The sequence below is a fragment of the Halomonas sp. R57-5 genome (assembly GCF_900070345.1).
Taxonomy (GTDB): Bacteria; Pseudomonadota; Gammaproteobacteria; order Pseudomonadales; family Halomonadaceae; genus Vreelandella; species Vreelandella ventosae_B.
On record NZ_LN813019.1, the window covers coordinates 2009409 to 2032724 of the forward strand.

Sequence of the window (23316 nt, forward strand, 5' to 3'; positions counted from 1 at the left end):
GTTGACGGTTTAATTGGCACGCGCTAGAGTCTGTGTACTTTCCAATTGTCGACAATTAATTATGGCTCCTCTCGCTACTTCCTCATTAAACGCCACGGAAAATTCGCCTGAATCGAATTCTTCAGAAGTGCGCACGCTCGCCGAGCGGGTATTTAATCAGCTCCAGGATGCCATCGTCCGCGGCGAACTGGCCCCTGGCAGTAAAATCACCGAACCGGGATTGTCTAAAACCTACGGCATATCACGGGGGCCACTGCGCGAGGCAATGCGGCGTCTGGAAGCGCACCGCCTGATTGAGCGCGTTCCTCATGTGGGCGCCCGTGTTGTCCAGCTCTCAATGAAAGAGCTGCTAGAGCTGTTTGATCTGCGCGAAGCCCTGGAAAGCATGGCCGCCCGGCTGGCCGCAGAAAATATGACGCCGGAAGAGGTTCAGGGCCTGCGGGATGTGCTGGCGCTACACGAAGGCCAGGCGGACTTAAAGCGTGGCGAAGCTTACTACCAGCGTGAGGGCGATCTCGATTTTCATTACTGCATCGTGCAGGGCAGCCACAACAAGATGCTAATGAACCTGCTCTGCGACGACCTTTACTACCTTGTGCGCCTCTACCGGACCCAGTTTAGTGCCAGTGGCACCCGGCCTCAGCGCGCTTTTGTAGAGCACCACCGCATTGTCGATGCCATTGAGGCGGGTGATGCGGAGTTGGCCGAGCTATTGATGCGCCGTCATGTCAGCGCCTCTCGAGCCAATGTGGCCGATCGCTACGCCGCGGCTCTCGAACAGTCAGTATCTAAATCACAACGCTAGAACATAACTAAAAAGTAGCTAAACCAGAGCTTATCCAAAGCTCCGCCAGATCAACAGGAGAAACGCCCCATGTCCCAGATGACTCCCGGCGCCCGCTTTCGGGCCGCGCTTGAGGCTAACCGCCCGCTGCCCATTTTAGGCACTATCAATGCCTACACTGCGCTAATGGCCGATAAAGTGGGCCATCAGGCCATTTACCTCTCCGGTGGCGGTGTGGCGAATGCCTCGTTCGGCTTGCCGGATCTGGGCATGACCACCATGAACGATGTGGTGGAGGATGCTCATCGCATTTGCGGCGCCACCGAGCTACCGCTGCTGGTGGATATCGATACCGGTTGGGGCGGCGCTTTCAATATTGCTCGCACCGTCAAAGAGATGCAGCGCGCTGGCGTGGCGGCGGTTCATATGGAAGACCAGGTGGCGCAAAAGCGCTGTGGTCACCGTCCGAATAAAGCGATTGTTTCCCAGCAGGAAATGGTTGACCGCATTAAAGCCGCAGCGGATGCCAAGATTGATCCTGACTTCTATTTGATTGCCCGCACCGATGCGTTCCAGAAAGAGGGACTTGATGCGGCCATTGAACGGGCTAACGCCTGTGTGGAAGCGGGCGCGGATGCCATCTTCGCCGAGGCCGTGCACACCCTGGACGATTACAAAGCCTTCTGCCAGAGGGTCAATGCGCCGATTTTAGCTAACATCACCGAATTTGGTGCGACCCCACTGTTTACTCAAACAGAGCTTGGCGACGTTGGCTGCCGTATGGTGCTTTATCCGCTCTCCGCGTTCCGCGCCATGAACGCCGCGGCACTGCAGGTTTACCAAAGCATCCTCGACAACGGCCACCAAAAAGACGTTGTACCGCTGATGCAAACCCGCGACGAGCTCTACGACTTCCTGAACTACCACGATTTTGAACAGAAGCTGGACGCCCTGTTTGCTGAAAAAGGCGATGACCAGTAGGCCAAACGCCAATGTAACGAACCACCATATTCATAAAAAATATTAAAAAAGTAACGATAGGAGACACACCATGGCTGATAAACCCGTGACAGGTGCAGGACTACGTGGCCAAAGTGCCGGTTCCACCGCGCTGTGTACGGTAGGCAAAACAGGTTCAGGCCTGACCTACCGTGGCTTCGATATCAAAGAGTTAGCTGAAAAAGCCAAATTTGAAGAAGTGGCTTACCTACTGTTAAAGGGCAAGCTGCCCAATCAAGCCGAGCTGGATCACTACACCAGCAAACTGAAAAGCCTGCGTGGGCTGCCCGATGCGCTGAAAACGGTGCTTGAGCAGATCCCTAAAGATGCCCACCCGATGGATGTGATGCGCACCGGCACCTCAATGTTAGGCAATCTGGAAACCGAGGAGAACTTTGATCAGCAGCAGGACGTCGCCGACCGGCTGCTAGCCGTGCTGCCCTCAATTATCTGCTACTGGTACCGCTTCTCCCACGACGGCGTACGCATCGATACCGAAACGGATGATGTCTCGGTAGGCGGTCACTTCTTGAATATGCTGCGCGGCGAGCCCGCTTCTGAGCTGCATGCGCGGGTAATGAACGTATCGCTGATTCTCTATGCCGAGCACGAGTTTAACGCCTCTACCTTTACCGCTCGGGTCTGCGCCTCGACGCTTTCTGATATGCACTCCTGCGTGACCGGTGCGATTGGCTCGCTACGCGGSCCACTGCACGGCGGCGCTAACGAGGCTGCCATGGCGATGATCGAAGATTGGCAGTCGCCTGAAGAAGCAGAAAGCAAGATTATGGGCATGCTGGAGCGCAAGGATAAGATCATGGGCTTCGGCCACGCGATCTATCGCGAGTCCGACCCACGCAATGCGATTATCAAAGAGTGGTCAAAAAAGCTGGCTGATGATGTCGGCGATAAAGTGCTTTACCCGGTTTCCGAGCGGGTTGAAGAGGTCATGTGGCGGGAGAAGAAACTGTTCTGTAACGCTGATTTCTTTCATGCCAGTGCGTACCACTTTATGGACATTCCCACCAAGCTGTTCACGCCGATTTTTGTTATGTCGCGGCTCACCGGCTGGGCGGCACACGTGTTTGAACAGCGCGCCAATAACCGCATTATTCGCCCCAGCGCCGATTACACGGGTCCCGAGAAGAGCGAGTGGGTGCCGATAGAAGCGCGAGACTGATCCGCGTGCTGCCCGGTGGCTTGGCCACCGGGCTTTTTTCCGCCCCTTCTTGTGAGTCTGCCTGCTATGAATACCGATTACCGTAAACCTCTGCCCGGCACAGCGCTTGAGTTTTTTGATGCTCGCGAGGCAGTGGAAGATATCCAGCCCGGTGCCTATGCACAGCTGCCCTATACCTCCCGCGTGCTGGCCGAACAGCTGGTGCGCCGCTGCGATCCTGCGCTGCTCACCGATGCCTTGAAACAATTGATTGAGCGCAAAAGCGACCTGGATTTCCCCTGGTACCCGGCACGCGTGGTCTGTCACGACATCCTGGGCCAAACCGCGCTGGTCGATCTTGCCGGACTACGCGACGCCATTGCGGAAAAGGGCGGCGACCCCGCCAAAGTGAATCCCGTAGTGCCGACCCAGTTAATTGTTGATCACTCGTTGGCAGTGGAGCATGCAGGATCGGAAGAGGGTGCCTTTGAGAAAAACCGTGCCATTGAAGATCGCCGCAACGATGACCGTTTTCACTTTATCAACTGGACCAAAACGGCCTTTGAGAACGTCGATGTGATTCCCCCCGGTAACGGCATTATGCACCAGATTAATCTGGAGAAGATGTCGCCGGTGGTGCAAAACCGCGATGGCATTGCCTACCCGGATACCTGTGTGGGCACCGATAGCCATACGCCCATGGTTGATGCTTTGGGCGTTATCTCCGTGGGCGTGGGTGGTCTGGAGGCCGAAAGCGTGATGCTGGGCCGTGCTTCCATGATGCGCCTGCCGGATATCGTCGGCGTAGAGTTGACCGGCAAACTGCAGCCAGGCATTACCGGCACCGATATGGTGCTGGCGATTACCGAATTCCTGCGTAAAGAGCGGGTGGTCGGTGCTTATCTGGAATTTTACGGCGAAGGAGCCAATGCGCTTACCGTGGGTGACCGCGCCACGATCTCGAATATGACCCCCGAGKACGGCGCCACGGCGGCGATGTTCTATATTGACGGCCAAACTATCGATTACCTGAAACTTACCGGTCGCGAGGACGAACAGGTAGCGCTGGTCGAAACCTATGCCAAGCATACTGGCCTGTGGGCGGACAGCTTGAGCGAGGTTGAGTATGAGCGAGTGCTGACATTTGACCTCTCGTCGGTCACCCGCACCCTGGCAGGCCCCTCCAATCCCCATGCCCACCTGCCTACTTCAGAGCTTGCCCAGCGCGGTATTGCCGTGGGGCTTGAGGCGGCGCAGGCGGAAGAGAAGGCCGGTAAAATGCCCGATGGCGCGGTGATCATCGCCGCCATTACCAGCTGCACCAATACTTCTAACCCCCGCAATATGGTAGCCGCCGGGCTGATTGCCCGTAACGCTAACCGGCTGGGTCTGCTGCGCAAGCCCTGGGTGAAGTCGTCGCTGGCGCCAGGCTCAAAAACCGTCAAGATGTATCTGGAAGAGGCCGGTTTGATGAGCGAACTGGAAAATCTCGGCTTCGGGGTGGTGGCCTACGCTTGCACCACTTGCAACGGGATGTCTGGGGCGCTGGAGCCAAAAATTGCCCAGGAAATTATCGAGCGAGACCTTTACGCCACGGCGGTGCTTTCCGGTAACCGTAACTTTGATGGTCGGATTCACCCCCACGCCCAGCAGGCCTTTTTAGCGTCACCGCCGCTGGTGGTCGCCTACGCCATTGCGGGCACCATTCGCTTTGATATTGAGAAAGATATTCTGGGTATCGATCAAGCGGGTAACCCCGTTACCTTGAAGGATATCTGGCCCGCCGATGAGGAGATCGACGCCATTGTCAAAGCGTCGGTAAAACCGGAGCAGTTCCGCCAGACCTATATTCCCATGTTCGACCTGGATAAAAGCGCCCGGGCCCAGGTGAGCCCGCTGTATGACTGGCGGCCCCAGAGCACCTATATCCGTCGCCCGCCCTACTGGGAAGGCAATATGGCCAAAGTGCGCMCCCTCAAAGGCATGCGGCCGCTGGCGATACTGCCAGACAATATCACTACCGATCATCTGTCGCCCTCCAACGCGATTCAGTTGAACAGCGCGGCGGGTGAGTATCTGGATAAAATGGGCGTGCCGGAGGAGGACTTCAACTCCTACGCCACCCACCGTGGCGATCACCTCACTGCACAGCGCGCCACCTTCGCCAACCCCAAGCTGTTTAACGAGATGGTGCGCGACGCTGACGGCAAAGTAAAACAGGGGTCGTTGGCGCGGATAGAGCCAGAGGGCGAAGTGACCCGCATGTGGGAAGCCATCGAAACCTATATGGCGCGTAAGCAGCCGCTGATTATTATCGCCGGGGCGGATTACGGCCAGGGCTCTTCCCGGGACTGGGCAGCCAAAGGCGTGGCACTAGCGGGCGTAGAAGCAATTGCTGCCGAAGGCTTTGAGCGTATTCACCGCACCAACCTGATCGGCATGGGGGTGATGCCGCTGGAGTTTGAACCCGGCACCACTCGCATAACCCTAGGCCTGGATGGCACCGAAACCTTTGATGTCGTAGGCGCAGTTTCGCCAGGCGCGCAGCTTTCCTTGGTGATCCATCGCGACAGCGGTGACAGCGAGCGGGTAGCGGTGAAGTGCCGTTTGGATACCGCCGAGGAGGTGTCGATCTACACCGCCGGTGGCGTACTGCAGCGTTTTGCTCAGGACTTTCTTGAATCCACCAGCGCTGCATAGCCGGAGAGAATGCTTATGCCTTATGCCCCTCAGATTAAAATCCCCGCCACCTATATGCGTGGCGGCACCAGTAAGGGTGTGTTTTTTAAACTTAGCGATCTACCCGAAGCCGCCCAGCAGCCGGGCGTTGCGCGGGATCAACTGTTGTTGCGGGTTATTGGCAGTCCCGACCCTTATGAGAAGCAGATTGATGGTATGGGGGCAGCGACCTCCAGTACCAGCAAAACGGTGATTTTGTCGAAAAGCGACTCTCCCGAGCATGATGTGGATTATCTGTTTGGTCAGGTTTCCATCGATAAACCCTTTGTGGATTGGAGCGGCAACTGTGGCAATCTCTCCGCGGCGGTAGGCCCCTTTGCGATTGCCAATGGCTTGGTTGACCCGGCCCGTATCCCCGAAAATGGGGTGGTTGAGGTGCGCATTTGGCAGGCGAATATCCACAAAACCATTGTGTCGCGAGTGCCGATTAGTAACGGGGAAGTACAGGAAACAGGCGACTTTGAGCTTGATGGGGTGACCTTTCCCGCGGCTGAAATTCCAGTGGCGTTTATGGATCCGGCCGACGGGGAGGGGGCAATTTTCCCTACCGGTAACCTGATTGACCAGCTTGACGTTCCAGGCGTAGGAATATTGAAAGCAACGCTGATTAATGCCGGTATCCCCACGGTGTTTATAAATGCCGCTGATATTGGCTATACCGGCACGGAGCTGCAGGAGGCCATCAACGGCGACAGCAAAGCACTTAAGATGTTTGAAACCATTCGTGCCCACGGCGCTGTGCTTATGGGGCTGATCAGTGACATCAGCGAAGCCGCTAACCGTCAACATACGCCCAAAGTCGCTTTTGTAGGGCCTCCCGCAGACTATCTCTCATCAAGTGGTAAAAGCGTAAAGGCTGCTGACATTGATTTGGTGGTACGAGCACTCTCCATGGGCAAGCTACACCATGCCATGATGGGCACCGCCGCAGTGGCTATTGCTGCAGCCGCGGCCATTGAAGGTACGCTAGTTAACTTGGCAGCAGGTGGCGGCAAACTTAATGCCGTCACCTTTGGGCATCCTTCGGGTAGCCTGCGCGTCGGTGCAGAAGCAAATCTGATAGAGGGGCGTTGGCATATCGAGCAGGCGGTGATGAGTCGCAGCGCCCGGGTATTGATGGAAGGATGGGTAAGAATTCCTGATGACAGCTTTTAGGGCGCGTTCCTTGGGCCATACTGACTTTGAGCCATACTGAGTAGGTGATTCAACCGCAGGAGAGAGCGCTATGTTTTCCAGACCGTCTGCAAAATCGACAGTCACATCCGAAGCCAATGAGCGGCCTGATTACGACCCCGAGCTACAGGCGATCGCCGACTATGTACTCAATTATCAGGTGGCGTCCGATGAAGCACTGGAAACTGCCCGCTACTGCTTAATGGACACGCTGGGTTGTGGGCTGTTGGCGCTGCGTTTTCCTGAATGCACCAAGCACCTTGGGCCGATAGTCGAAGGCACAGTGGTGCCCTTTGGGGCACGGGTGCCGGGTACCTCGCTACGCCTTGACCCGGTGAAGGCGGCGTGGGACATCGGCTGTATCATCCGCTGGTTGGATTATAACGACACCTGGCTTGCCGCCGAGTGGGGCCATCCCTCCGATAATCTTGGTGCGATACTTGCCGTCGCTGACCATCTCTCCCAGCAGCGGGTCGCTCAAGGTGAAGCGCCACTGGTGATGCGTGATGTGCTCAACACCATGGTTATGGCCCATGAGATTCAGGGCGTGCTGGCGCTGGAGAATAGCTTCAATCGTGTCGGCCTTGACCATGTGGTGCTGGTCAAAGTCGCATCCACGGCGGTGGCCGCCAAGCTTTTGGGTGCCAACCGCGAGCAGCTGCTGTCGGCACTCTCCCACGCATGGGTGGATGGCCAAAGCCTGCGCACCTATCGCCACGCGCCCAATGCCGGGTCGCGTAAAAGCTGGGCCGCTGGGGACGCCACTTCACGGGGCGTGCGCTTGGCAGATATCGCCCTGCGCGGTGAAATGGGTATTCCCAGTGCATTATCGGCGCCCCAGTGGGGGTTCTACGATGTGCTGTTTAGCCATGCCAACAAAGATTTGAGCCTGAAGCCGGAAGCTGACCGCCGCCTACGCTTTCAGCGCGAATTCGGCAGCTACGTGATGGAGAATATTCTGTTTAAAATCTCCTTCCCCGCTGAGTTTCACGCCCAAACCGCTTGCGAAGCCGCTGTGACGCTGCACCCTCAGGTGAAAGATCGACTAGATGAGATCGATAAGATCGTGCTCACCACCCACGATTCAGCCATTCGGATTATTTCTAAAACCGGCGCGCTCGCCAATCCAGCGGACCGCGACCACTGCTTGCAATATATGACTGCGGTGCCGCTTATCTTCGGCGCGCTGACCGCGGAGCACTATGAAGATAGCTTCCATGCGGCCCATCCGCTGATAGATGAGCTGCGTGACAAGATGGTGGTGGAGGAGAATACTGAATATTCAGCGGCTTATCACGACCCGGATAAACGCTCTATCGCTAATGCGGTGCAGGTGTTTTTCAACGATGGCACGTCAACTGATCACATCGCGGTAGAGTACCCGGTCGGCCATCGGCGTCGGCGAGAAGAGGGGATGCCGTTATTAGTTGAGAAGTTTGAGCGCCATTTGGCGACACGTTTTGCGGMAAGTCGTTGCCAAGCCATTACTGAGCTATGTCGCCAACAGACAGCGCTTGAAGCCTTGCCCGTACACAAATTTATGGATTTGTGGATGATTTAAGGCGTGTCTCAACAATAGCCCGATGCTTATGCCACCGGGCTATTGTAGTGGTTTACGAAAGATAGGCTCCCCAATAAGTCTATTCAAACGTTACTTGTTCGCGCATGCGGTCCACCGTGGCAGGGCCAATGCCGCTGACGCGTTCAAGATCCTCAACGCTTTCAAAGGCGCCATTGGCTTCACGCTCTTCAATGAGCGCTTCAGCCCGGCTGGGACCAATGCCCGGTAGTTCGGCCAGTAGTTCAGCGTCGGCGGTATTGACGTTAATCGGGGCCACTTCTTGAGCCATCACGCCACTTGAAAGTCCTAAGCTAACGCTAAGCAGTAGTGCGGCCAACATTGCTTTAAGTGTCATGTTCATCCTCAATGATCCTTTTAATAACGTTGGAGTACGTGGGTTGCATAGACGACGTTGGGTAGTGGTTTTTACCCATGCCCAAGTTATTGATGAGCAAGATAAGCGCCGCTGCATTATTAACTTAGCTTTATTGAAAGCGCGTTTCTGTAAGAGATCTATGACGGCGTTTGTAAGTTTTTAGCTATCGATATATGGCAAAAGGCTTACATATAGCTTACATGTGGGGGGCGCGAGGAGAGGGAAGAGGCTGATACAATGGCCGAAAACGTATTTGGAGCAAGGTTGTGGCCACCGATTCCCCGATTATTATTGCCCTTGACTATCCCTCCCTAGATGCTGCGCTGTGTATGGCTGATCAACTAGATCCCGCCCGCTGCCGGGTGAAAGTGGGTAAAGAGCTGTTCACCCGCAGCGGCCCCGCTGTGCTTGAGGCGTTACACGGGCGTGGCTTTGAAGTATTTCTGGATCTTAAATTTCACGATATTCCCAACACCGTAGCCAGCGCCGTGCAGGCGGCGGCGGAGCAGGGTGTGTGGATGGTCAACGTGCACGCTAGCGGGGGGCGGCGGATGATGGAGGCGGCTGTGCAGCGCCTGGATCAGCACGCTTTAACGACCCACTTAATCGCCGTCACTGTATTGACCAGTATGCAGGCCGACGATTTGGCGGAGTTAGGCATAAAGGCCCCGCTGGCCGAGCACGTGGAGCGCTTGGCGCTGCTGGCGAAGCAGAGTGGTTTGCAAGGAGTGGTCTGCTCAGCCCAGGAGTCAGCGCGGATTAAAACCCTATGCGGCGAGTCTTTCTTGAAGGTGACCCCCGGTATTCGGCCAAGCTTTGCAGCCGCTAATGACCAGCAGCGGACGATGAGCCCCAGCGAAGCCATTGAGGCGGGGAGTAGTCATCTGGTGATAGGGCGACCTGTTACTCAGGCCGAGGACCCTATGGCCGCGCTGGAGGCGATTGAGGCTGAGTTGGCGCACCGCTAAACGAATAGCACGGCTAACTATTCTCCCTCTACGCCTATGACCGGCTTAATCGTGCCCCAGTAGCGGCAGCTGGGGCACTGCCACTGTAGCGCGTCGCTGGCAAAGCCGCAGCGTTGGCAGCGGTGGCGCGTACGGTTAAGCAGCAGCGCATCAGTATGATGTTTTAGTAGCAACAGGCGGGTATCAGGTGAGGGTTTTCCGCTAAGCCGCTGGCTTTCAATATATAGGTCGATCAGATAATCCAGCCCGCCTAAGCTTGGCACTGCGCGCAGGCGTTCGCCTATCAACTCAATCGCTTTGTCGACACCGTCACGCTGATGAACGAGCTGCCCTAGCGCAATAATGGTACTGGTGTAAGGTGCTTGCTCCAGTAGACGGTAGAGGTGAGCCTCAAAACCCGCTTCATCATTATTGCGCAAATAGGCGTGCTTGAGGGCAGGCAGGATGGTGGGAATATGAGCTATGTCCTGCCTCGGGATGTTGTCTAATCGCTCAACTGCGCGGGCATAATGTCCGTTGTCCATCTCTAATTCTGCCAGCAGCAGCGTGGCGCGAACGCAGTTTTCATCCAGTTGCAGGGCTTTCTTGAGGTGCTTTTTAGCCAGTGCTCGGCTGGCTTCACTAATTTCTTCCAGCGCCAGTTCGCATAGCCAGTGAGCCGCGGGACGGCGCATCTTGGGATACTGTTTGAGCAGCGGCTGGATCACATCGAAGGCTTGCTGCCAGGCTTTCTCGCGCTCCAATAAGTCGACGAGCAGCTGTTTGGCAGCATAGCGGTGATCATCATCACCGCTGTTTTCCAGCAGCGTATTGAGTAGCCGCTGCGCACGGTCGTGAACACCAAGGGTCATAAAGTCCCGGGCAAGTTCAAGCTGGATCTGTTCGTTGGTATGCTGCGAAAGGGCGGGCCGCGCCAATAGGTTTTGGTGAATGCTGACCGCTTTATCGGCCTCGCCGCGGGCGCGAAACAGTTTACCAAGCGCGATATGGGTATGAACCGTGTCGCTGTTGACCGAAAGCACGTTGATAAAGGTATTAATTGCTTCGTCGGGCTGCTCGTTAAGCAGGTAGTTTAGCCCGACGAAGTAATCCCGGGAGAGCGCCTGCGAGGAGGGCGCAGACGGCTGGGAGCGATGTCGGCGGCGTCCGGCTTGGCGATAACCTAACCCGTAACCGATGGCAATGGCGACCAACAGTACGCTTAGCAGCGCGACATCCAGCATTTATGCCAGTTCCTTGAACTCCTGGGTGCGTAGGCTATCCAGCTCTTTACGTTGCTGCTTATTGTGTCGCTGACTGCGGGCCAGGGTCGCCTTTAATCGCACGTAGACACCCAGCATGGCGAGCATGCCCAGCACAACGCCAAACACCAGTGTCGCTAGCAGCCAAACCGATAGCGATACCGCTGGCAGCTCCAACCAAATAAGGTTCAAGGCTATGGTTTGCTGATTATTAACGGCAAACAGAATGCCTACCAGCACTACAATGAGCAAAATGACGGCTAGAATCAGCCCTTTGATCCAACGCATGTGAGTTTCCTAGTCTGTGACGTTCACGGTAGCGCTATTGTGTACGACTCGAGCGGCGACGTCATCCCACAGAAGGTCGGATAACCCTAATAGCCGCGATTAGTAACCGAGTGCTCGACTAGCATCTACCTGCTCGCGTAGCTCCTTGCCTGGCTTAAAGTGCGGCACATACTTGCCTTCCAGATCAACCGCGTCGCCTGTTTTTGGATTGCGCCCTACCCGCGGTTCCCGGTAGTGCAGTGAAAAACTGCCGAAACCACGGATCTCAACGCGACCACCGCTAGAAAGAGAATCCGTCATGTCGTCCAGGATAATACGCACCGCCGTTTCAACATCTTTGGCGGACAACTCCGGCTGACGCATCGCAATTTGTTCGATTAATTCAGATTTAGTCATCGGTTGGCTCCCTGCAAACATTGAAGGCCGTGACGCGCTATCGACCTCGCTAACATCAAATTCAGCATACTGCGCAATTCACTATAAAACAATTCAGATAAAACAAGGTTCTAGGTACTTTTACAGCATAGGCGAAGTAGGGCGCTGGCGCGACCCTGTGGCTTAGGTATACTGGCCCTTCATTTCTTAGATCGGAGCGGCTGACGTTGAACGACGACAATTCCCCAGCAGCCATTTTGCGCAAACGGCTTTACTGGCACTCCCGGCGCGGCATGTGGGAGCTTGATCTGCTGCTTATCCCTTTTCTTGAACAGCGTTTTGACCATATCAGCGAAGCGGATCAACAGGCCTATCAGCAGCTGATTGAAGGTGAAGATCAGGATCTTTTTGTTTGGCTGATGCACCGCGAGTGGCCCGAGGAGCCTAGCCAGCGGCGTATCGTACAAATGATCGTTGAACATGCTGAAACCACCGATAATTCTGCCTATCGTACCCTCTAAGTATTGGCTACTGGCCCAATGTGGGTTGTTGATTGGGGTAGTGGTGCTGAGCTATTGGGTAGGGGGTAAGCTCGCGGCAGGGGCGATGGTAGTGTTAGGCGCTGCCTTTGGGTGGCGGGGCTATCTTCGCCAACCCAAAGGAGTGCTCTCGCTGACGTCGATGGGGTCACATTTCCAGGGCCGCTGGCTGCGCGATTCGCAGTCAGCGGAGGCGGGCCTGACCCAACATGAGGTGCAGGGTGAAGCGCATCAAGTGCACTGCGACTATTTAGGGCCCTGGTTGATCGGACTTTACGTGGGTAAACAGCGGGTTTGGCTCTGGCCTGATAGTGCGCCGCAAAAAAGCCTGCGAGAAACACGTAAGTTATTTCACCGTCCCGGTCGTTAAATCGGTTATCGAAAGCGCAGAGGCAATGGCTTCGGGCTGATGGTGGGGCCAGTCGGTGGCGTAATGCAGTCCGCGGGACTCATGGCGCTGCTGAGCGGCGAGTACCGTCAATATGGCTAGCTGTAGCGTTTGCTGTAAGCGTTTGCCTTCCGGGGCAGTTAAGGCCCCTTCTAGTTCTTCCAGGCTGTTTAGCAGCGCCTTCAAGTTCGCCAGGGCAGTATTTAGCCCGGTTGCGCTGCGCACAATGGAGACATGCTGGCTCATGGTGGTTCGCATCTGTTGGCGTATGGCGCTGAGCTTTGCCTTGGGAAAAACGGCTGCAGCCCGCGCCGGGGGCTGGAACTCGCTAATGTGGATAGTTTGGTCGCCTTGTTCCTGTCCGTCTGCTAACAGCGCCTGGGCACAGCTGCGTGCAAACACTAAACACTCTAACAGTGAGTTGCTGGCCATTCGGTTAGCGCCGTGCAGGCCCGTGCAGGCCGTTTCTCCGATAGCATAGAGGTGGGCTACGTCGGTGGCGCCTTGTAGGTTGGTGGCGACACCGCCGCAGCTATAGTGGGCGGCAGGCACCACGGGAATGGCCTGCTGGGTGATGTCGATGCCTCGGGAGGCACAGTGCCCCAGAATAGTGGGGAAGTGGTGACGAATCGCTTGTTCACCTAAATGGCGAATGTCCAGCCACACGTGCCCCAGGGAGCTGCGCTGTATTTCAGCATCAATGGCGCGGGCTACCACATCGCGAGGAGCTAATTCTGCGCGGTTATCCAGTGCCAGCATAAAACGCTGCCCCGCCTCGTTAAGCAAATGCCCGCCTTCACCACGAACTGCCTCACTAATCAAAAACGCCGGGCCTTCGGGGTCAAACAGGCAGGTGGGGTGAAACTGCTGAAACTCTAGGTTCATTAGCCTAGCGCCCAGCTCTGCGGCCATCATCATGCCTTCACCGCTGCTTGGAGCGGGCGTCGTGGTGTGGCGGTAAAGACCGCTTGCCCCGCCGGTTGCCAACACGGTATGGCGTGCGGTGAGCGAATGCCACCGGTGGTTAGTATCGTTGCCATAGGCTCCGCAGCAGGCGCCTTGATCATCTTTTAGCAGGCCGACTACGGKTAGATCGTTGCGTTGGGTTATGTTGGCATGCCGTGCAACGTTGGCTAATAAGGTGTCCACCACGGCGCGGCCTGTGGCGTCGTCAGCGTGGATGATGCGCCGGGCATTGTGACCACCTTCACGGGTGAGGTGATAAGGGTAGCGCGCGGCGGGGTCGGGCTCGGGTGTAAAGGGAACGCCCTTATCAATCAGCCACTGAATAGCCGCGGGTCCGTGGGTAACGGTAAAGCGAACGGCCTCGATATCGCATAGCCCATCACCCGCGATCAGAGTGTCGTTGATATGCGCTTCGAGATCGTCATCCGGCGAGAGCACGGCGGCAATACCGCCTTGGGCCCAACGGCTGGCCCCTTGGTCGTCTTGAGCGGGGCGCACCAGTGTTACTGACATATGATCAGCAATTTCCAGGGCAAGGGTCAGTCCAGCGACGCCGCCGCCAATGATAAGTACATCGGATGTTGGCGTGCTCATAGTGCCCGCTCCTTCTTGATACTGACCAAAATATTGCAACCCTTAGGGCCTGTTGACGTTTCAGCGCGAACCGCGTTGCACCACAAAGCGCGCCAGACAAGGCGCAAAACGCAGGGAAGGGTGGTTCCCTTTTCAAGTTTTGCAACGCCGTATGGCGCGCTTTGTGGTGTAACCCGTAGGGCTGGGCCCGTTTTTACCCGCGGCGGCGTTAGTCGTCGTTCATTTGGAACCACCAAACGTCTCTCCTCCTGCCTTGCCGCGAATAAAAACGGGCTCCAGCGCGGCCGCGAGTGAAACGTCAACAGGCCCTAGCTTCGCCGAGCGCAAATAGTTAGGAGGCAGGCATCATAGCGTGGCGATTCGCGTTTAGCGATGTTTTAGGGTAAGAAATACGTGATTCTGGGCGCTCAAATGAGCCATGTTCTGACGCACTGACGGTCGCAACAGAGGCAATGTAAATAGATAACCAGAATAAGAAGTTGAATCACTAGAAGAGGTAATGCGGAAGGCAGGGGGTAAGCAGCTAACTAGATAATGGTGCCCGGAGCCGGACTTGAACCGGCACGGGGTTTCCCCCGAGAGATTTTAAGTCTCTTGCGTCTACCGATTTCGCCATCCGGGCTATACATTACAAACAATCACATCACAATGCTGTTTCATGCTACTTAAAACATCATTGCGGTACAAAAATGGAGGCTGGAGTCGGAATCGAACCGGCGTACACGGAGTTGCAGTCCGCTGCATAACCACTCTGCCATCCAGCCTCAAGAGTCGTTAGGGCGGGAAAGGAGATACGATCGGACTGGCGCACCAGCTCACGACCCTAGCCTGCTTTACCACACTATCCAAGTTGGAGCGGGAAAGGAGATTCGAACTCCCGACCCTCGCCTTGGCAAGGCGATGCTCTACCACTGAGCTATTCCCGCTCGACTCGAGGGCGAATTATACGGATCGCCACCGGGTTGTCAATCAATGAATTAATTCGCGTTCCCTATTTACTAATCAGCAGCTTACATGGAACGGCTAAGATGCGGCCAGGCGGCTTTCAGGTACTGAATCATTGACCACAGCGTCAGGATAGCGGCGGTATACAGCACTACAACACCCAGCAGTGCAAATTCGTGCGACGGCGGCAGCGCCAGCAAGATTAGCAGCGACACCATTTGCAGGGTCGTTTTCAATTTGCCCACCCAAGAAACCGCCACCATGCCGCGTTTGCCCATTTCGGCCATCCACTCGCGCAGCGCTGAAATAACAATTTCACGGCCAATAATCACCAGCGCCGGAAGCGTTAGCACCAGGGTGTCGTAACGCTCGATCAATAACGCCAGGGCCACGACGACCATGAGCTTGTCGGCGACCGGGTCTAAAAAAGCGCCGAAGGGCGTTGACTGGTTCCAGCGTCGCGCTAAATAGCCGTCCAGCCAGTCGGTGATGGAGGCCAGTCCAAATAGGCCCGCCGCCACGGGCATGCTCCAACTGAAGGGTAGATAAAACAGCACCACCAGCAGTGGAATAAAGGCGATTCTCGCCAGTGTCAGTATGTTGGGTATGTTCATCGCAGGGTGCGATCCTTGCCGGAAAATCAGAGGATTCGAAGTGTCTGGGGCTCATTCTATCCCCCTTGGTCGATAGCATCCATGCCAAACGGGCGTTTATCCGTTGAGCGCCCGATAAATACTCTCTGCTAACGACGCATTAATGCCGGGTACGCGGGCGAGTTCATCGCGGCTGGCCTTTTGCACTCCCTGCAGGCCGCCAAAGAAACGTAATAACTCCCGCCGACGTTTAGGGCCAATGCCGGGAATATCCTGCAGGGTGGAGGTGCGTCGCGCTTTATCGCGCTGAGCACGGTGGCCCGCAATGGCGAAACGGTGTGATTCATCGCGAATATGCTGGATCAGATGCAAAGCGGGGGAGGCCGGGTCCAGATCGAGCGGGTTGTCAGCGGTTTCCACAAACAGGCTTTCGAGCCCCGCTTTGCGCGTAGTGCCCTTGGCGACGCCCAATAGCATGATGTTGCTGATGTCGAGTTGTTTAAACACCTCGCGGGCCATATTAAGCTGCCCCTTGCCCCCGTCGACGATCAAAATATCGGGGGCAATCGCTTCACCACTTTTTACCCGCTTAAGGCGCCGTGTCAGGGCCTGCTGCATAGCCGCGTAGTCGTCGCCGGCGGCGACCCCCTCAATGCGGAAGTGGCGGTAGTCGCTTTTACGGGGACCTTGATGATCAAAAACCACGCAGGAGGCAACGGTCGCCTCGCCGTGGCTATGGCTAATGTCGAAACACTCAAGACGCTGTGGCGTGTTCTCTAAGCCCAACGCTTTCTGCAGGGCGGTAAAGCGCTGGGTAAGCTGGGTTTGATTGGCCAGTTGCGAGGCCAGCTGCTGCTCAGCATTAGTAATGGCGAGCTGTTGCCACTGGGCGCGGTGGCCGCGCACTTGGCTGGTGACGCGAATGCGTTTGCCCGCCTGTTGGGTCAGCGCTTCGGCGATCAGTTCGCTGTCGTCTAACGGATGGCTAGTAATCACCTCGCTGGGCACGCTGTGCGGTTGACCAAAATAGTACTGGCTAACCACCTCGGTGAGTAGCGTCTCTAGCGGTAGGTCCAGATCGTTTTTTGGCGTGTGATGGCGTGCCCCCAATAGGCGGCCGTCACGGACGCTTAACACGGAAACACCCAGTGCACCGGGGCGCTGGGCGAGGGCAAAAATGTCGGCATCACCGCCACCGGTATCAACAAACTGGCGCTGCTGAAGCTGGCGCAACTGCTGAACCTGATCACGCAAGCGAGCGGCTTCCTCAAAGTTAAGCGCCTGGCTGGCGGCTTCCATCGCCTCCATCAGCTCCTGAGTCACACGCTCACTTTTGCCTTCAAGGCACATCACCGCGTGTTCGAGATCGCGTCGGTAGTCCTCGGCGGAGATATAGTCGACGCAGGGGGCGCTGCAGCGCTGAATCTGATACTGCAAGCAGGGGCGCGAGCGGTGGGCAAACACGCTGTCTTCGCAGTTGCGAATATGAAATATCTTTTGCATCAGCGCTAAGCTTTCGCGCACGGCGCCGCTGCTGGGGTAGGGGCCTAAATAGCGGCCGTCGTCGCTGCGTTGCCGGGCGCGTTTATACTCAAGAGCCGGGTAGGGGTGGCGGTCAGTGACAAACACAAACGGGTAGGACTTATCGTCGCGCAATAAAATATTGTAGGGCGGACGCAGTTGTTTGATCAGCGTTTGTTCGAGCAGGAGGGCTTCAGTTTCCGTGCGCGTGACGGTTACCTGGACGTCGGCGATACGCCCTACCATGGCCTGGGTTTTAGTATTCAACTGGCCGCGGAAATAGCTGGCAAGGCGCGTTTTTAAGCGCTTGGCTTTGCCTACATAGAGGGTGTTGCTTTGCTCATCAAGCATCCGATAAATCCCAGGCGAGGAGCTTACCGAGCTCAAGAACTGTTTTGAATCAAAGGTCATATCAGCGTGTAGGTACCCAATAACAGCAGGAGAAAAAGGGGGTTATATTTGGGTGCCGTCAAACCCCTCGACCAGCCCGTGACGAAGCGCTAGGKGAGTAAGCTCGACGTCGGTAGCCACCTGTAGTTTATCAAAGAGTCGGTAGCGATAGGTATTGACCGTTTTAGGGCTTAGATGGAGGCGATCGGAGATATCTTGCACACGCTGGCAGTTAACAATCATGAGCGCAATCTGTAGCTCACGGTGGGAGAGGTGGCTAAACGGATTATCCTCATCGGTAAAGTGTGACATAGCCAGCCGCTGGGCGATTTCTTGACTGACATGGCGTCGGCCATGGAACACCTGGCGGATGGCGTCGGTCATTTCTAGGGCATCTGCCCCCTTGCTCAAAAAGCCCGAGGCGCCGGCTTCGAGCATGCGGCGCAGTACGCTGTCTTCCATGTGTGCGGTTAAGATCAGCACCTTAACGTCTTTCATGCTGCGGTTAATACGCCGAGTGGCTTCAAGCCCGCCGATGCCTGGCATGCGAATGTCCATCAACACGATGTCGGGTTTTAAATGGCGGCATTGGGTTACCGCACTTTCACCGTCGTCGACCTCGCCCACAATTTTAATGTCGCGCTCTTCGTTTAGCAGGTGAGCAATGCTAGTTCTGACTAGGTGATGATCATCGGCGATAAGTACAGTGATCAATGGACAGGCTCCTGCTTGGAAACATCATGGGCTCAGGCGTTGGCCTCGGGCGCTGCTTTATCGTGTCAGCTGCATATAGAGTGCCACAGCTAACGACAAAGGAGAATTAGTTGGCCGCTGATGATGTGGATACTTGACCAAGATAAATGTTCAACGTAGTATTCGCCTCGCTGTTGACAGATAGCATGTGGGGCCTTAGCTCAGCTGGGAGAGCGCAACACTGGCAGTGTTGAGGTCAGCGGTTCGATCCCGCTAGGCTCCACCATTATTTTGCGTTACAAAGATTCCAGAAAAAAGCCTCGTTTAACAACGAGGCTTTTTTTCGACTTTAAAAGCTGATTACGCAGCGATTTTTCCTAGCAGTAAAAATTCAATTAGCGCTTTTTGCGCGTGCAGACGATTCCCGGCTTCCTGCCAAACTACCGCACGCGGGTCTTCGAGCAGGGTGTGGCTAATCTCTTCGCCGCGATGCGCGGGCAGGCAGTGCAGAAAGAGTACGTCCTGGTTGGCTTGATCAAGCATCGCTTCGGTGACTTGGAAACCTGCAAAGTCGGCCTCACGTTTCGCCTGTTCCTCTTCTTGGCCCATAGAAGCCCAGACGTCGGTGGTGATTAAGTCAACCTGTTTTACCGCTTCCTGTGGGTCGTGCAGCAGCGTCACTTGATCGCCAGCGGCCGCCATAATGTCTGCACGGGGCTCGTAGCCTTTGGGGCAGCAAATGCGCAGATGAAAACCAAACTGGCGAGCGGCATTGATCCAGGAGTGGCACATATTGTTGCCATCACCGATCCATACCGCTGTACGTCCTTTTACACTGCCGCGTAGCTCGGTCCAGGTCATCACGTCGGCAAGTAGCTGGCAGGGGTGGTAATCATCGCTCAAGGCGTTAATGACCGGTACGCTGCTGGCGCTGGCGTAGGTTTCTAGCCCTGCGTGGGAGAAGGTGCGAATCATGACCGCATCGACCATTTCAGACAGTACGCGAGCGGTGTCTTCAATCGGCTCGCCCCGGCCTAGCTGGGTATCCCGGGGGGAGAGAAATAGTGCGTGGCCGCCAAACTGCGCCATTCCCGTTTCAAATGAAACCCGCGTACGCGTTGACGATTTTTCAAAGATCATCGCCAGGGTGCGGTTGGGTAATGGTGTATAAACAGGACCTTGGGCTTTGAGATTGGTTTTGATCGTAATGGCGCGCTGGATCAAATAGTCCAGCTCATCCGGGGTCAAATCTAGCAAGGTCAGGAAATGGCGTGTCGCCATAAGAGCTTCTCTCCGCGTAAAAACACTATCCTAGCGATGCTGCAGGGGATGCGCAACGCGGACGGCATGCGTAGAATGCCCTTTACACGTTAAAGCCGAGCGCTCTACTCAGGTACTAGTCTTAAGTACTATTCGGGTTCAAGAACCCGGTTCAAGGGCCAAGCCAAGTAGATGGGTGAGAGGGTATCGGTCATTGATAAGCGAGGAGATAGTATGAGCACGACTGCCGAAAACATTCAGCGTCAAATTAGCGAAAATCCGATCCTGATTTACATGAAAGGGTCGCCCCAACTGCCTCAGTGCGGGTTTTCTGCCCAAACCGTTCAAGCGCTGATGAGCTGCGGAGAGCGTTTTGCATTCGTTAACGTTCTGGATAACCCGGATATTCGCACCGAGCTGCCCAAAATTGCCAACTGGCCGACCTTCCCCCAGCTGTGGGTAGAAGGTGAACTCGTGGGGGGCTGCGATATCGTGGTTGAAATGCATCAAAATGGCGAGCTTGAAAAGCTGGTAAAAGCGGCCGCTGAGCGTGCCGGTGCGGCGGAAGGCGGTGATAACGCCTAGGCGTTGTCGATTACTCCGTCTGCTGCTGGCGGTTGGCGGGCTGCGGTGCAGCCGCTAGAATGGCGTTTGTTATCGCATCGTCTTTGTTATGCATCTTGGCACTTGCCTCGCGCTGGCTACAGCGTGAGGTAAGGCAGCCCGCCGAAGGATATACAGCTTCATGAGCTATCAGGTTCTGGCCCGCAAGTGGCGGCCGCGCACATTCCACGAACTCGTGGGCCAGGCCCATGTTCAACGCGCCTTGGTCAATGCCCTTGATCAGGGCCGTCTGCACCATGCTTACCTATTTACGGGTACCCGCGGGGTGGGCAAAACCACCTTGGCGCGTATTCTTGCCAAATGTTTGAATTGCACCGCCAATGGCCGTGGTGATGAAGGCATTACCTCTACTCCCTGTGGACAGTGCGATAGCTGTCAAGCGATTGATGAAGGCCGCTTTGTTGATTTAATAGAGGTCGATGCGGCGTCAAGAACCAAAGTAGAAGATACCCGGGAGCTGCTGGATAATGTTCAGTACGCACCGACTCAAGGGCGTTATAAGGTGTACCTGATTGATGAGGTGCACATGCTTTCCACCAGCAGTTTCAATGCGCTGCTGAAAACGCTGGAAGAGCCGCCTCCCCACGTTAAATTTCTGCTGGCGACCACCGATCCGCAAAAGCTACCGCCGACGGTTCTCTCGCGCTGCCTCCAGTTTACCCTCAAACATATGCCGCCAGAGCGCGTGGTTGAGCACCTGACCTATGTACTGGGTGAGGAGCACGTTGAGTTTGACGAAAGTGCGTTATGGCTATTGGGTAAAGCAGCGGAAGGTTCCATGCGTGATGCCATGAGCCTGACCGATCAAGCCATTGCGTTTGGTCAGGGGGCGGTGCGCCATGCGGATGTGGCCGCCATGCTGGGCACCTTGGATCACCGCCATATTCTTGGGCTGGCAGAAGCCCTGGCCGATGTGGATGTGCAGCGCCTGCTGGGCGAGGTAGCCCAATTAGCCGAACAAGGCCCTGACTTTGCCGCGGTGCTGGATGAGCTTTCGAGCATGCTACACCGACTAGCGGTGGCGCAGATGGTGCCGGACGCCGTGGATAACAGCCACGGTGATCGTGACGTTATCCTGCAACTGGCGAGCCGCTTTACCGCTGAGGACATTCAGCTCTATTACCAAATTGGTATTCAGGGCCGCGGGGACATGGTGCATGCCCCTGATTTGCGCAGTGCGTTAGAGATGACGCTGCTGCGCATGCTGGCGTTTCGCCCTCAGGGGGTGCCGAAACCGCCGCGTACCCCGCTACCGCTGCGCCGCGAGCCTTCAGAGACGGCAGCGACTCAAGCGTCAGTGGTGGAGGCGGCTTCACCAGCGCCGCAGCCCGCGCCAGAAGCTGATACCCCGTCAGAAGCTCCGCCGCCCGAATCTCAGTCAAAGCCGCCAGCAGAGCCCCATCCGCAAGCGTCCGTGCCTGCTGCCGAAGAGAAACCTCCGCTGCAAGAGCCACCTCCTTGGACTCTCGAAACTGATACAGCAGCGTCCGAGATTGATGCTCCCCAGCAAGCTGCTGAGCCAGCGGCGATGGCTGAGCCTGAGCGTGCTAATGAGCCAGAGCCAACCGTAACCCCTGAACCAGCCGCTGGGGCTGAGACTGTAGAGCCCACCACGGCTGAGGCGCCAACAGCTCAACCAGAGGCTCTTTCAGAAGCCAGTCCAGAAACTCAGTCAGAAGCCATTCCCGAAACCGTTCCTGAAGCCGTTCCTGAAGCCCTGTCAGGCAAGCTGGACAATGCTAAGTGGCTGGAGTGTTTTGACTCCCTGGGCTTGGGCGGCTTAACCCGTAACTTGGCGGGCAACTGCTTGGTCGAGAGCGACGACGGCACGTTGCTGACGCTGCGCTTAGATCCCAGTCAAGAAGCAATGCAGGCTGAGGTACACCAAACGCGTATTGAGCGGGCGCTCAAGGAGCAGGGTATACCCCGGCGAATAGCGTTTTACGTTGCCGAGTTGTCTAATAGCCTGGAAACGCCCCGCCAGCGCGAAGAGCGCCTTAATAAAGAGCGCCATGCCCAGGCGGTTGATCTACTCAATCACGACCCACATGTACAGAAGTTACAGCAGGCGTTTGGGGCAAAGCTGATAGAATCCAGCGTAAAGCCTGCCGACGCGATACGCTAAGCGCTTGTCATTGAGTCGAAGCATTAACATCTTTTTAACTAGAAAATTTTAACTACGTACGTTGGAGATCAGACCATGCTTAAAGGTGGAATGGGCAACTTGATGCAACAAGCCCAAGAAATGCAGGAAAAAATGCAGCGCGCCCAAGAAGAGGTAGCGAAAACCGAAGTACAGGGCGAAGCGGGTGCCGGTATGGTGAAGGTCACCATGAACGGTCGCCACGACGTTTCCAACGTGTCCATTGACCCCAGCGTGATGGAAGAGGACAAAGAGTTGCTGGAAGATTTGTTAGCGGCGGCGGTCAACGACGCAGTGCGCAAATTGGAAGTTAGCTCTAAACAGAAGATGGAAGAAGCCACGGCGGGTTTAAACCTTCCGCCTGGCTTTAAGATGCCGTTCTAAGCAATGCGTTTTTCTCCTCTCGTTGAGCAGTTAATGGAAGCGTTTCGCATACTGCCAGGCGTTGGGCCCAAAACGGCCCAGCGCATGGCGATGCACCTACTTGAGCGTGAACGACCAGGTGGGCAGCGACTAGCTTCGGTCATTCAACAGGCGATTGAAGAAGTCGGTTATTGCCAGCGTTGTCGAACGCTCACCGAAGCTGATATCTGTGCGCTGTGTGAGAGCCCGCGTCGGGATGATGCGCTGCTTTGCGTGGTGGAATCGCCCGCCGATCAACTGGCGATTGAAGAAGCCGGTGGCTTTAAAGGGCGCTATTTTGTGCTCCATGGGCACCTTTCGCCGCTAGATGGCGTGGGGCCAGAGTCGATTGGTTTAGACTTGCTGGAAGCACGCGTTGCTGAAGGGCTCATTGAAGAGGTGGTGTTGGCGACTAACCCCACCATCGAGGGTGAAGCGACTGCCCATTACATTGCTGCGCTGCTATCTGAACATGGCGTCAAACTTTCTCGGCTCGCTTATGGCGTTCCCATGGGCGGTGAACTGGAATACGTTGATGGCGGTACCTTAAGCCGTGCCTTTAATGGTCGTCTGCCGTTTGCCAGCGAATAAGCCT

At 56.0% G+C, this 23316-nt stretch carries 22 protein-coding genes and 4 tRNA genes; 14 read left to right on the top strand and 12 right to left on the bottom strand.

The features are described from left to right. Nucleotides 1-61: 61 nt before the first annotated feature. The 6 genes from HALO_RS09160 (at nucleotide 62) to prpD (ending at nucleotide 8415) form a co-directional block, all read left to right on the top strand. Nucleotides 62-805, top strand: coding sequence for a GntR family transcriptional regulator (locus HALO_RS09160; protein ID WP_035583923.1), 744 nt, complete (start codon nucleotides 62-64; stop codon nucleotides 803-805). A 69-nt stretch (nucleotides 806-874) separates the two neighbouring features. Beyond that, entirely contained in the window at nucleotides 875-1765 is an 891-nt protein-coding gene (prpB, locus tag HALO_RS09165; protein ID WP_035583921.1) for a methylisocitrate lyase, read from the top strand. Nucleotides 1766-1835: 70 nt separating this feature from the next. Beyond that, complete coding sequence (gene prpC / locus HALO_RS09170; protein ID WP_035583919.1) at nucleotides 1836-2963, top strand: bifunctional 2-methylcitrate synthase/citrate synthase; 1128 nt, start codon at nucleotides 1836-1838, stop codon at nucleotides 2961-2963. 66 nt (nucleotides 2964-3029) lie between these two features. Next, complete coding sequence (gene acnD, locus HALO_RS09175) at nucleotides 3030-5642, top strand: Fe/S-dependent 2-methylisocitrate dehydratase AcnD (protein ID WP_050713354.1); 2613 nt, start codon at nucleotides 3030-3032, stop codon at nucleotides 5640-5642. A gap of 15 nt (nucleotides 5643-5657) precedes the next feature. Continuing rightward, nucleotides 5658-6836, top strand: a complete 1179-nt coding sequence (gene prpF, locus HALO_RS09180; protein ID WP_035583914.1) for a 2-methylaconitate cis-trans isomerase PrpF — start codon at nucleotides 5658-5660, stop codon at nucleotides 6834-6836. Nucleotides 6837-6906: 70 nt separating this feature from the next. Continuing rightward, nucleotides 6907-8415, top strand: a complete 1509-nt coding sequence (gene prpD, locus HALO_RS09185; RefSeq protein WP_050713355.1) for a 2-methylcitrate dehydratase — start codon at nucleotides 6907-6909, stop codon at nucleotides 8413-8415. Nucleotides 8416-8494: 79 nt separating this feature from the next. On the opposite strand, the gene HALO_RS09190 is transcribed toward prpD, so the two are convergent. Further along, on the bottom strand, nucleotides 8495-8776 hold the full coding sequence (locus HALO_RS09190) for a ComEA family DNA-binding protein (protein WP_035583909.1): 282 nt from the start codon (nucleotides 8774-8776) through the stop codon (nucleotides 8495-8497). A 281-nt stretch (nucleotides 8777-9057) separates the two neighbouring features. Here HALO_RS09190 and pyrF point away from each other — a divergent pair, with 281 nt between their 5' ends. Further along, the gene (gene pyrF, locus HALO_RS09195; RefSeq protein WP_035583907.1) at nucleotides 9058-9759 is read left to right on the top strand and encodes an orotidine-5'-phosphate decarboxylase; all 702 of its coding nucleotides are present in this window, start codon (nucleotides 9058-9060) and stop codon (nucleotides 9757-9759) included. A gap of 17 nt (nucleotides 9760-9776) precedes the next feature. Here the strand turns inward: pyrF and lapB are convergent, their stop codons facing one another. From lapB to HALO_RS09210, 3 genes are all read right to left on the bottom strand, one after another. Then, entirely contained in the window at nucleotides 9777-10982 is a 1206-nt protein-coding gene (lapB, locus tag HALO_RS09200; RefSeq protein WP_035583905.1) for a lipopolysaccharide assembly protein LapB, read from the bottom strand. Continuing rightward, nucleotides 10983-11288 carry a LapA family protein gene (locus HALO_RS09205; RefSeq protein WP_035583902.1) on the bottom strand — a complete coding sequence of 102 codons (306 nt, stop codon included), beginning with the start codon at nucleotides 11286-11288 and terminating at the stop codon, nucleotides 10983-10985. A gap of 99 nt (nucleotides 11289-11387) precedes the next feature. Further along, a complete protein-coding gene (locus HALO_RS09210) occupies nucleotides 11388-11684 on the bottom strand; it encodes an integration host factor subunit beta (protein WP_007113226.1) in 297 nt (98 codons plus the stop codon). A gap of 206 nt (nucleotides 11685-11890) precedes the next feature. Here HALO_RS09210 and HALO_RS09215 point away from each other — a divergent pair, with 206 nt between their 5' ends. Both HALO_RS09215 and HALO_RS23505 read left to right on the top strand, forming a co-directional pair. Further along, a complete protein-coding gene (locus HALO_RS09215) occupies nucleotides 11891-12184 on the top strand; it encodes an FAD assembly factor SdhE (protein WP_035583899.1) in 294 nt (97 codons plus the stop codon). Beyond that, a complete protein-coding gene (locus HALO_RS23505) occupies nucleotides 12144-12572 on the top strand; it encodes a hypothetical protein (protein WP_231896832.1) in 429 nt (142 codons plus the stop codon). The genes HALO_RS09215 and HALO_RS23505 overlap by 41 nt, the downstream gene beginning before the upstream one ends. Here the strand turns inward: HALO_RS23505 and nadB are convergent. The 7 genes from nadB to uvrY all read right to left on the bottom strand — a co-directional run bounded on the left by nadB (nucleotide 12549) and on the right by uvrY (nucleotide 18313). Further along, nucleotides 12549-14150 carry an L-aspartate oxidase gene (gene nadB, locus HALO_RS09225; protein WP_050713356.1) on the bottom strand — a complete coding sequence of 534 codons (1602 nt, stop codon included), beginning with the start codon at nucleotides 14148-14150 and terminating at the stop codon, nucleotides 12549-12551. The genes HALO_RS23505 and nadB overlap by 24 nt on opposite strands. Before the next feature lie 535 nt (nucleotides 14151-14685). After that, a tRNA-Leu gene (locus HALO_RS09230) sits at nucleotides 14686-14772 on the bottom strand. Between the two features lie 68 nt (nucleotides 14773-14840). After that, nucleotides 14841-14914 (bottom strand) — tRNA-Cys (locus HALO_RS09235). A gap of 87 nt (nucleotides 14915-15001) precedes the next feature. Beyond that, nucleotides 15002-15076 (bottom strand) — tRNA-Gly (locus tag HALO_RS09240). Between the two features lie 84 nt (nucleotides 15077-15160). Then, nucleotides 15161-15709, bottom strand: a complete 549-nt coding sequence (gene pgsA / locus HALO_RS09245; protein WP_035583895.1) for a CDP-diacylglycerol--glycerol-3-phosphate 3-phosphatidyltransferase — start codon at nucleotides 15707-15709, stop codon at nucleotides 15161-15163. Nucleotides 15710-15805: 96 nt separating this feature from the next. Further along, nucleotides 15806-17620 (bottom strand): excinuclease ABC subunit UvrC, encoded by a 1815-nt coding sequence (gene uvrC, locus HALO_RS09250; RefSeq protein ID WP_035583893.1) that lies wholly within the window; start codon nucleotides 17618-17620, stop codon nucleotides 15806-15808. Nucleotides 17621-17662: 42 nt separating this feature from the next. Then, entirely contained in the window at nucleotides 17663-18313 is a 651-nt protein-coding gene (uvrY, locus tag HALO_RS09255) for a UvrY/SirA/GacA family response regulator transcription factor (protein WP_050713357.1), read from the bottom strand. Nucleotides 18314-18502: 189 nt separating this feature from the next. Here uvrY and HALO_RS09260 point away from each other — a divergent pair. Beyond that, nucleotides 18503-18578: transfer RNA gene (locus HALO_RS09260), tRNA-Ala, on the top strand. A 74-nt stretch (nucleotides 18579-18652) separates the two neighbouring features. On the opposite strand, the gene argF is transcribed toward HALO_RS09260, so the two are convergent. Next, nucleotides 18653-19573 carry an ornithine carbamoyltransferase gene (gene argF / locus HALO_RS09265; RefSeq protein WP_035583889.1) on the bottom strand — a complete coding sequence of 307 codons (921 nt, stop codon included), beginning with the start codon at nucleotides 19571-19573 and terminating at the stop codon, nucleotides 18653-18655. A gap of 213 nt (nucleotides 19574-19786) precedes the next feature. Between argF and grxD the strand changes: the two genes are divergently transcribed. From grxD to recR, 4 genes are all read left to right on the top strand, one after another. Beyond that, complete coding sequence (gene grxD, locus HALO_RS09270) at nucleotides 19787-20137, top strand: Grx4 family monothiol glutaredoxin (RefSeq protein WP_035583887.1); 351 nt, start codon at nucleotides 19787-19789, stop codon at nucleotides 20135-20137. 160 nt (nucleotides 20138-20297) lie between these two features. Next, complete coding sequence (gene dnaX / locus HALO_RS09275) at nucleotides 20298-22301, top strand: DNA polymerase III subunit gamma/tau (protein ID WP_035583885.1); 2004 nt, start codon at nucleotides 20298-20300, stop codon at nucleotides 22299-22301. A 75-nt stretch (nucleotides 22302-22376) separates the two neighbouring features. After that, complete coding sequence (locus HALO_RS09280) at nucleotides 22377-22703, top strand: YbaB/EbfC family nucleoid-associated protein (RefSeq protein ID WP_035583883.1); 327 nt, start codon at nucleotides 22377-22379, stop codon at nucleotides 22701-22703. Between the two features lie 3 nt (nucleotides 22704-22706). Next, entirely contained in the window at nucleotides 22707-23312 is a 606-nt protein-coding gene (gene recR, locus HALO_RS09285; protein WP_035583881.1) for a recombination mediator RecR, read from the top strand. The last annotated feature ends 4 nt before the right edge of the window (nucleotides 23313-23316 follow it).